Annotated in this window: 10 protein-coding genes; 5 read left to right on the top strand and 5 right to left on the bottom strand. The window is 58.6% G+C overall.

The window, feature by feature from the left end:
- From VEK15_29520 to VEK15_29510, 3 genes are all read left to right on the top strand, one after another.
- Positions 1-645: PQQ-binding-like beta-propeller repeat protein (locus VEK15_29520; GenBank protein HXV64874.1), on the top strand; the 645-nt coding region annotated here is incomplete at its 5' end.
- 36 nt (positions 646-681) lie between these two features.
- Positions 682-864, top strand: a complete 183-nt coding sequence (locus VEK15_29515; protein ID HXV64873.1) for a hypothetical protein — start codon at positions 682-684, stop codon at positions 862-864.
- Positions 865-957: 93 nt separating this feature from the next.
- Entirely contained in the window at positions 958-2,127 is a 1,170-nt protein-coding gene (locus tag VEK15_29510; GenBank protein ID HXV64872.1) for a hypothetical protein, read from the top strand.
- 185 nt (positions 2,128-2,312) lie between these two features.
- On the opposite strand, the gene VEK15_29505 is transcribed toward VEK15_29510, so the two are convergent.
- Entirely contained in the window at positions 2,313-2,768 is a 456-nt protein-coding gene (locus VEK15_29505; GenBank protein HXV64871.1) for a TA system VapC family ribonuclease toxin, read from the bottom strand.
- The gene (locus tag VEK15_29500; GenBank protein ID HXV64870.1) at positions 2,765-3,025 is read right to left on the bottom strand and encodes an antitoxin; all 261 of its coding nucleotides are present in this window, start codon (positions 3,023-3,025) and stop codon (positions 2,765-2,767) included. The genes VEK15_29505 and VEK15_29500 overlap by 4 nt, the downstream gene beginning before the upstream one ends.
- Before the next feature lie 469 nt (positions 3,026-3,494).
- On the opposite strand from VEK15_29500, the gene VEK15_29495 reads away from it, so the two are divergent.
- Both VEK15_29495 and VEK15_29490 read left to right on the top strand, forming a co-directional pair.
- Positions 3,495-3,767, top strand: coding sequence for a UPF0175 family protein (locus VEK15_29495; protein ID HXV64869.1), 273 nt, complete (start codon positions 3,495-3,497; stop codon positions 3,765-3,767).
- Positions 3,764-4,264 carry a DUF3368 domain-containing protein gene (locus VEK15_29490; GenBank protein HXV64868.1) on the top strand — a complete coding sequence of 167 codons (501 nt, stop codon included), beginning with the start codon at positions 3,764-3,766 and terminating at the stop codon, positions 4,262-4,264. Before VEK15_29495 ends, VEK15_29490 begins: the two co-directional genes overlap by 4 nt.
- Before the next feature lie 12 nt (positions 4,265-4,276).
- Here the strand turns inward: VEK15_29490 and VEK15_29485 are convergent, their stop codons facing one another.
- The 3 genes from VEK15_29485 to VEK15_29475 form a co-directional block, all read right to left on the bottom strand.
- Positions 4,277-4,411: a hypothetical protein gene (locus tag VEK15_29485; GenBank protein ID HXV64867.1), complete on the bottom strand. Its 135-nt coding sequence runs from the start codon at positions 4,409-4,411 to the stop codon at positions 4,277-4,279.
- Between the two features lie 138 nt (positions 4,412-4,549).
- Complete coding sequence (locus tag VEK15_29480) at positions 4,550-4,690, bottom strand: hypothetical protein (GenBank protein ID HXV64866.1); 141 nt, start codon at positions 4,688-4,690, stop codon at positions 4,550-4,552.
- 117 nt (positions 4,691-4,807) lie between these two features.
- Positions 4,808-6,263, bottom strand: a 1,456-nt coding sequence (locus tag VEK15_29475) for a VCBS repeat-containing protein (GenBank protein HXV64865.1), incomplete at its 5' end; no start/stop codon positions are given.

Genomic DNA, 6,263 nt, shown 5'->3' with positions numbered 1-6,263 from the left:
GACGTCCGGTGGAGTTGGGACGGAGACGGTCCTGCCTACGGATCGCCGATCGTGGTCGAGTTGGAGGGTACGCGCCAGGTCGTGACATTTACCCAGGAGAACCTGGTTGGGGTCGCGGTGACGACGGGTGAGCTCCTGTGGCGGCGCCCGTTCACGACGCGGAGCACGACCACGTCTCAGACGCCCATCCTCTATAAGGACACCTTGATCGAGGCGGGTCGCGGAAACGGCATCACGGCCTTCGAGCTCCGAAAGGAAGGCGACGCCTGGCGGACCGAGAATGTGTGGCATACCGATGAAGTCTCGCTGCACATGACCAACGGGGTCGTCGTCGACGGTATGCTCTTCGGACTCTCTCATTTGAACAGTGGGCAGTACTTCGGCCTCGACCTCGATTCCGGTCGGGTCCTTTGGGTGAGCGATCCCCGCCAGGCCGAAAATGCTGCAATCGTCCGGGCCGGAGATCTGATTTTCTCGCTGGAAGATGACGCCGAGCTCGTGGTCGTTCGGAACAGTCGCTCCGGGTTCGAGCCGGTAAAGCGCTATGAGGTGGCGCAGAGCGCGACCTGGGCCCAGCCGACCATCTCCGGCAAGCGTTTGTTCGTGAAGGACGTGTCGACGCTCGCTCTCTTGGCTTTGGAGTAGCAAGAGAGACGACGCCCCCCAACCGTGGATTCCGCAATGGTCAAGATCGCCCAGTTCGATGACGAGAAGAGACGCCGCGAGGAGCTGGCCGCGTACCAGAGGCACGTCACCGGAGTGCTCGAGACATTTCGCTACTCCCTGGATCAGCTCAACCCTTCGAGCAGGAACGAAGCACGTCGCCACATTCGCAAGGAGATGAAGCGGCTCTTCCACCTCTGAATCCTCTCCTGCGGAGCTCGCTCGTGGAACCGTTGGCAGTGCCGTGCCCAAAGATGTATAAGGAGTGTCTCTTTTGTCGGAAAGGAGGATGAAATGAAGAAGCTCGGGCAATGGATCGTGATTGCGACCCTGGTGTCCCTCTGGGCTTGCGGCAGTCCGGAGCAAGCGACCATAGACCAGTTCTTCCGTGCTGCTCAGAGCAACGATCAATCGACCCTCGCTGCCATGGCGGCCGTCGGCCCACCCGGGGAGATCGAGTCCTGGAATGTCGTCGAGGTGAGCTCCCAGACGACGGAGCCGTTCACGTTGCCACAGCTTCTCGAGCGGTTCAAAGTCGCCGAAGCGGAACGAGACGCTATTTTGGAAAAACGCAAGAAATACTTCGAGGACAATCAGGATGCCCTCGAACAAATCATCCCGAAGCAGCAAAACGACCCAGACTACAAGTTCCGGGGAAAGCTCGGCGAGGTTCAGGAAGAGTGGTTACGGCTGCTCGACGAGCGCAACGAGAAGGAAACGACGTTTCAGGAGCTCAAGAGGACCGTGGACAAAGAGACCGGCCTTGCCAACAAGTCGGTGATGCGCCAGTTGAACGTCGGGACCCTCGAAGGAAACGTCGCGGTGACGGAAATGCTACTCAGTCTCAAATCCAAGGGACACGGCGAGCTGCCCTACAAAGTGACGCTTCGGAAGTACGACCTCGCTGAACCGGGTAGCGGTCGCACCGAGCCCGCACGCTGGATCATCGCCGAAATCGAGGGAACGACCGAGGAGGCCCGCGCCGCAGCGGCGCCGCCTGCCAGAACGCGCGAACCGGCCGCGGCGCATGAGCCCGCTCCGGAGCCCAAAGCCGCTCCGGAAAAGGCCGCCGCTGCCGAGCCCGCCAAGGTTCCCGAAAGTGCACCAGCCGCCGAGGCGCCGAAGCGCATGGCTCGGGAGTTGAGGGGCCTTGCAAAGGTCCAGATTCTCGCTCCCGAGACGAAGGTCACTGGCGACGAGGTGGTCAGCATGGTGCGGGTGCGCAACGTATCGGATGACTGGATAACGCGGTTCACGGTGACGGAGTTCTGGTACGACCAGCAGGGCGGCGTGGCCGGAAGCAGTTCGCGAGTGCATCAAGGCAGGTTCATGCCGGATGAAGTCATCGAAATGGAGCTGCGAACTCGCAAGAGCCCGACGTTCTTCCAGAACCAGTTCGAGTTCTCGCACGCGAACGGTGACGTAGACGCCTCGGTCGTCGGGAGCTTCCCGGCAGGCACTTGAGAGGGAACGCCGCGAATGCGGTCGAGGGCGGTTCACGCACGCGTGGTGTGACAACCGAGCCGTATCGGACCGACTCGCGAGGTTCGCCGAGCGAAAATCTTCGGTGCGCGCCGCTGGATTTCCGGAATCCGCGGCGCGCCACCGTAGTGGGTTGCTCTGCGAATTTGTAACGACAATTCGTTTGCTCACTCTTGTGGATCGGAAGCGCCAAGAACCTCCAGATTCAGCCCTCGGTAGTGTTTGAAGCCGGCGTCCGTCGTCACCATACAGTAACCGCCCGCAAGAGCGAATGCGGCGAGATACGAGTCCATCCAGATTTTGGGCGAGGCCGAATCACCGAGCGCAAATTTCTTCCACAGGATCTCGAGACCCGCAGGTTCCTCCTCATGCAGGACGATGCGGTCATCGCCGAGAAACGCATCGTAGACGTTCCAGGCTTCACGGTTCGTCAACGGCGGATTCCCGTACGGCTCGAGCACGGACGCATTCGTCAGCAGGCGCAGCAGGGCTTGTTGGGTGGCCCGAACAAAGCAAACAGATTCAGGCTCGTCGACATGCTCCAACCACGCGCGGGTCGCTTGGTGATGGACGTGTTTGGAGAGGGTTAGAGCTAACCAAACGTTGCTATCGCAAAGATTCATCTCGCGTCGCGGCCATCGCCTGCGAGCAGTATCTCGGCCGCGCGTTCAGGCGTTATTTCATCCGCGGGATGAGCCTCGCGAGCGCAAAGAACTAACGGGAATTCGACGCGCTTGCGCACCGACGTCGGCTTCCGGTCCCGCGCTAGACCTTTTCTCAACAGGTCGGCAATCGCGTCCTTGAGCTTCAGGTTCTGTTTGACGGCGCGAAGCTTGATGGCTCGCATCAGATCATCGGGAAGCTCCAGCGTCGTTTTCACTTGGCCATAATACCATAAAAATGGATTTATGGCCTTGGGGCCGTCGGCTTCCGCGTCCCGTGGGACGACGTTCTACGCGGGACCAAAAAGAAATAGGCTGCAGAATTGGCGGCCCAGCTACTGATGACGAGAAATTACCCGACCCCCACCAAGACCAAGCTGTAGAATGTGGCGACCAAAGTCCTGCTGGCGTCCGGAAGATTGGTGGCGGGGGCGGATTTAAACCCGATTTTGCCAGAATCGTAACCGGTTGATGGCGCGTGACTTTCGTACGAAGGTCGGCGTGGTCAAGCGGAGGCTGGGACGAGAGGACGGACCGTGTGCAGGATAGGAGCCACGCAGAACCATTGCTCACGGAGCTCGTCGCCCTGTTGGCGGGCGCCGTTCACGTTCTGGAGGCTACGCGCCCGACCGTGCTAACCTGTTGGTGATCAAAGGAGTGGTCATTCCGAAACGGAGGCCGGGTCTTATGTCAGTTACTTTCGAGCTGCCCCACGACCTCGAGCAGCAGCTGCGGGAAAAGTTTGGAGATTTGGGTCAGGCGGCCAAAGAAGCGTTTCTGGTTCAGAGCTACCGGGAGAGCCGCCTGAGCGTTGGCCAAATCGCCCGAATTCTGCAAAGAGGGGTCGTCGAGACTCAGGCCTGGCTCGCTGAAAGAGGCGCCTCAGTAGACTACTCTCCGCAAGATCTCGAGGAGGACCGGAGGACGCTTCGGCGTCTCTTCCATCAGACGCGTCGGTGATCGTCGTCTCCGACACATCTCCGCTGAACTATCTGATTCTCATCGGCGCGATCGAGATCCTCCCCGGTCTCTTCGACCGGGTCATCATTCCGGAAAGCGTGGCGCGTGAGCTCGCGCACGAGCGAGCACCGGAAGACGTGCGTTCCTGGATCGCCGGCCCGCCGTCTTGGTTGGAAGTCCGGGCTCCGGAGGCGACCGATCCAACCATGATGCTCGATGTTGGCGAGCGGGACGCGCTGAGCCTGGCGCTCGAGCTACAACCCGATCTCGTGCTCGTCGATGACAAGGCCGCGAGGACCGTCGCCAGGGACCGAGGGCTGTCGGTGGCAGGAACGCTCGCGCTGCTCGAGCTGGCGTCGCAGCAAGGGCTTGTTGATCTGGCTGCTGCCCTCGAAGCTCTCATATCCACGAGCTTCCGCGTTCGCAAAGATGTGATCGAGGCTCTTCTCACGGAGCTCGCGCGACGGTTAAACGATCCTCGAGACGATGACGTTTGAGTGCGCCGAGCGTCAGACGAAACGTACGCCGCTAGCGCTTCCCCCGGCAAGCTCGACGTCGTAGCTGGTTGCCGGCTCGTTCTGCACGTTCTCGTTGATCATCTCGAATAAACCGTAGTCGCTCGGCGGGATGGTGTTGAACGACACGTGGCTGCCCTCCTCCTCGAGCGTGATTGCAGGGGTCGTCCAAATCTCGGTCAGATGACCGGCCCATCCTCACGACCAAAGCTGACTCGAGGGATTCCTCTGATTGGAGCGCGTTGACGTAATCCGTGTCCAGAACGATCACGACTCGGCATCTCGCCGCTCTGCCTCGCGAATCTTCCGACCCTCTTCCTGGATCTCTTTCATGACCGGGTCGTTCGCGAACATGCCCACCGTGCCGCGCCAGTCCTTCTCCTTCTCGGAGCCGCCTGATCGCTGCATGAGCTTATCTACAAGGATCAACCCGGTTCTTACCCATGTGAAACATGACTCCTCCTTTATCTATGCTGCAAAGGACTTAGATGAGCTTTCAGCAATTCCCGCTCGGACGCACCCGACTCACGGCACGCAGGTTGCGATGTTGCTCATTCGCCCCAATATTTCTTCCGCAATCGCGACTAGTCGATCAGCGTCAACTTGATTGATTGCCTTTCCTTGCTTTGCCTGGACCATCGCGATAAAGGCATTCAGATTTCCCTTAACTCCGTTGTCATCGTGCGGATTACCAGTCTGAAGCTTCTTCAGGGCGGAGTTCAGCTGACGGACGAGATTATTTGTCGTCCCCCGACTCAAATTGAGGGCACGAACTGTGTCGTCTAACTCTTCCAGCAAGCTGAACGGACTACCTAAATTGATTAGAAGGCGATCTTGACCAAAGGAATCTGTGAGGTATAGATCGGGGTCGCCATCACCGTCCACATCCCCACACGCTGGATACCGTACGGTCATGTCCGTCAAGGGAGGGAGGTTGCTGGCGCTCGCGTCGGTGAAGTTCCCGGCGCCATCGTTGAGAATCAGTGCAGGTTGAGGTCCCCCCGCCATGTAAGCATCGATGTCACCGTCTCTGTCAAAATCTGCCAACGCGAGCCCCAGTGAACCCAAGAACGATGGCGTTCGAGCAGCCGTTTCATCGGTGAAAAAGCCTGCCCCATCGTTGATGAAGATAGGGGGCGAACCGAAGTAACTTGAGAACATGATGTCAGGAGATTCGTTCCCATCGAGGTCAACAACTTTGACATCCGCAGCAAACGGCGGAAAAAGGCCCAACCGTGCGAGGCTTTCATCGGTGAAAACACCCGATCCGTTGTTGATAAGAATTTTCGACTGCCCGAAAAGTACGTTAGCGACGACGATGTCCAAATCACCATCAAGTTCCACGTCCGCGACGGTTACGGCGAGAGTGATGTCAAATAGAGCAGGCAGTCGAGCCGCTGTTTCGTCCTCGAATCTGCCCGACCCGTCATTGATCAGAATTCTATTTTGTCCGCCGAATCCCCCATTTGTGATGTTGCCTTCGATAACGTCGAGATCACCGTCGCCATCCAAATCGCCAATAGCCCCAGCAATCGTGAATTCTGTTGCAGCTGGAAGTCGAAGAGCGGTCTCGTCGGTGAAAACACCGCTCCCATCATTCATCCAGAGGAGGTTTTGGTAGTTCTCGATTGGGGGCACAAAGATTACGTTGCCGCTGGCGACGAACACATCAAGGTCGGAGTCTCCATCCAAGTCGCCCAAAAGTGCGGTCGACGTGACCGGATTGGCAAAAGCGCTTGGTGGAAGGCGTGAGCCTGCTTCATCGCTAAAGACTCCAGTTCCATCATTAATTTGGAAAAGGAAGTCGAAGGTTTCCGATGGTAAAGGGGACGGCCACTGGGAGTGGAATCCGGCTGGAATGAGCACGTCCACGTCTCCGTCGCCATCTAGATCGCCGACTCCGGCTCTCACATCAAACTTGGAGTCCGGTTGTAGACGTGTAAGCGTCTCATCGACGAAAACACCAGTTTGATCTTGCCCA

Source organism: Vicinamibacteria bacterium, from assembly GCA_035620555.1.
Classification (GTDB): domain Bacteria; phylum Acidobacteriota; class Vicinamibacteria; order Marinacidobacterales; family SMYC01; genus DASPGQ01.
Note: the sequence above shows the minus strand (reverse complement) of the source record. Positions and strands in the feature narration are given on the sequence as shown.

What these genes read in the sequence shown, in the direction of transcription:
- VEK15_29495 (HXV64869.1), top strand. Translation starts at nt 3,495, where the DNA reads ATGTCAGTTACTTTCGAGCTGCCCCACGACCTCGAGCAGCAGCTGCGG.
- VEK15_29510 (HXV64872.1), top strand. Translation starts at nt 958, where the DNA reads ATGAAGAAGCTCGGGCAATGGATCGTGATTGCGACCCTGGTGTCCCTC.
- VEK15_29515 (HXV64873.1), top strand. Translation starts at nt 682, where the DNA reads ATGGTCAAGATCGCCCAGTTCGATGACGAGAAGAGACGCCGCGAGGAG.
- VEK15_29480 (HXV64866.1), bottom strand. Translation starts at nt 4,690, where the DNA reads ATGCAGCGATCAGGCGGCTCCGAGAAGGAGAAGGACTGGCGCGGCACG.
- VEK15_29505 (HXV64871.1), bottom strand. Translation starts at nt 2,768, where the DNA reads ATGAATCTTTGCGATAGCAACGTTTGGTTAGCTCTAACCCTCTCCAAA.